2 protein-coding genes are annotated in these 1,282 nt (G+C 26.5%); both read right to left on the reverse strand.

Going from position 1 to position 1,282, the window contains the following annotated elements; translation table 11 throughout:
• Positions 1–144, reverse strand: a 144-nt coding sequence (locus tag ADI58_RS10830) for a glycosyltransferase family 2 protein (RefSeq protein ID WP_152905487.1), incomplete at its 3' end; no start/stop codon positions are given.
• 333 nt (positions 145–477) lie between these two features.
• A partial coding sequence (locus ADI58_RS07180) for a glycosyltransferase (protein ID WP_049522008.1) occupies positions 478–1,282 on the reverse strand: 805 nt, incomplete at its 5' end.

Raw genomic sequence — 1,282 nt, forward strand, 5'->3', positions numbered from 1 at the left:
TTCACAAATTTCTTTTGAATCATCAGTAGATCCATCGTTAACTAATATTACCTCAATATCAGTATATGTTTGCTGTCGAATACTTTCTAGACACTCTTCTAAATAATCTTCCACATTATAAACAGGTACAATTACACTGATCAATTTATTAACATCCAATTTTATTCTCCTTTAATCATTAATTCTTTTAAACGTTTTACTCTACCCCATATTTTATATGCAAGCGGAAAAGTGTATAAAAGATATAAACTGGGTGCTAATTTATATTCTTATCATTTTACTACTCCTTGCTACCTTTGGAGAATCTTCCACAATTTTCACATACTGTGTCAATTTATCTTCATACATCTCTTGGTATGGATTGCTTTCTTCAGTAAAATAATTATAATGGGTCGTTACAATTTGAACTAAAAATTTCCCTAATTATAAACTGGTACTATTACATTAATCATATAATAGTTTCCTTCTCATTTAGTTTTATTCATCTACCTTTTCTTCTTTAATTCCATTTTTGAATTTATCGTTTAGATTATTAATTACTATTTTAGTAGAAATCCATATCTTATAAATTAATTTAAAAGTCGGATAAGTAATCGTTGTATAATATTTTGGAGCAAGTAAGTACAGTCTCAATAAACGATATTTCCGAACAACTTCCTTAGATTGCTTTGCTATAATAGCAGCGTTTCGAATAAAATCTTCATATAAATCAACATAAATACTCTTCTTATTTATTCCATCTTTTAAATAGTGTGCATGACCAATATAAAACATAAAATATCCAATATATGGAAGTAGATTTTCATCATCTTTAAAAGATTCTATTAACTGTTTTCCCACTTTAAAAATATCTAAATCTTTTTCATTAAAAGATTTCGTCATAATACTATTTGGACGAACACGATAATAATAACCATTTAAATCAACAACAACTATTTTTCGAATATGTTTTAAATAATTTATTCCTGTAAAAACATCTTCGTAAATATATCCCTTTAAAAATGGTATTTTTTCGACAATTTCTTTTCTATATAATTTTGTAAAAGCACAAAATTTCACTTCTTCAAACGCTATACAATTAAGAATAGCTTCATTAGATTTCCCTTCGAATACAATTTTAGTAGTTCCAGTATGAATTAACATTTCTTTATTTCTTGTTAATCTACATTCTACTATATCCACATCCGTCTTCATGTAAGGAAGTAGTACTTCTAACACGTTTATATTAATAACATCATCACTATCCACAAAGAATATATATTCTCCCATAGATGCTCTGACT

It is taken from the genome of Streptococcus mitis, assembly GCF_001074635.1.
Lineage (GTDB): Bacteria > Bacillota > Bacilli > Lactobacillales > Streptococcaceae > Streptococcus > Streptococcus mitis_E.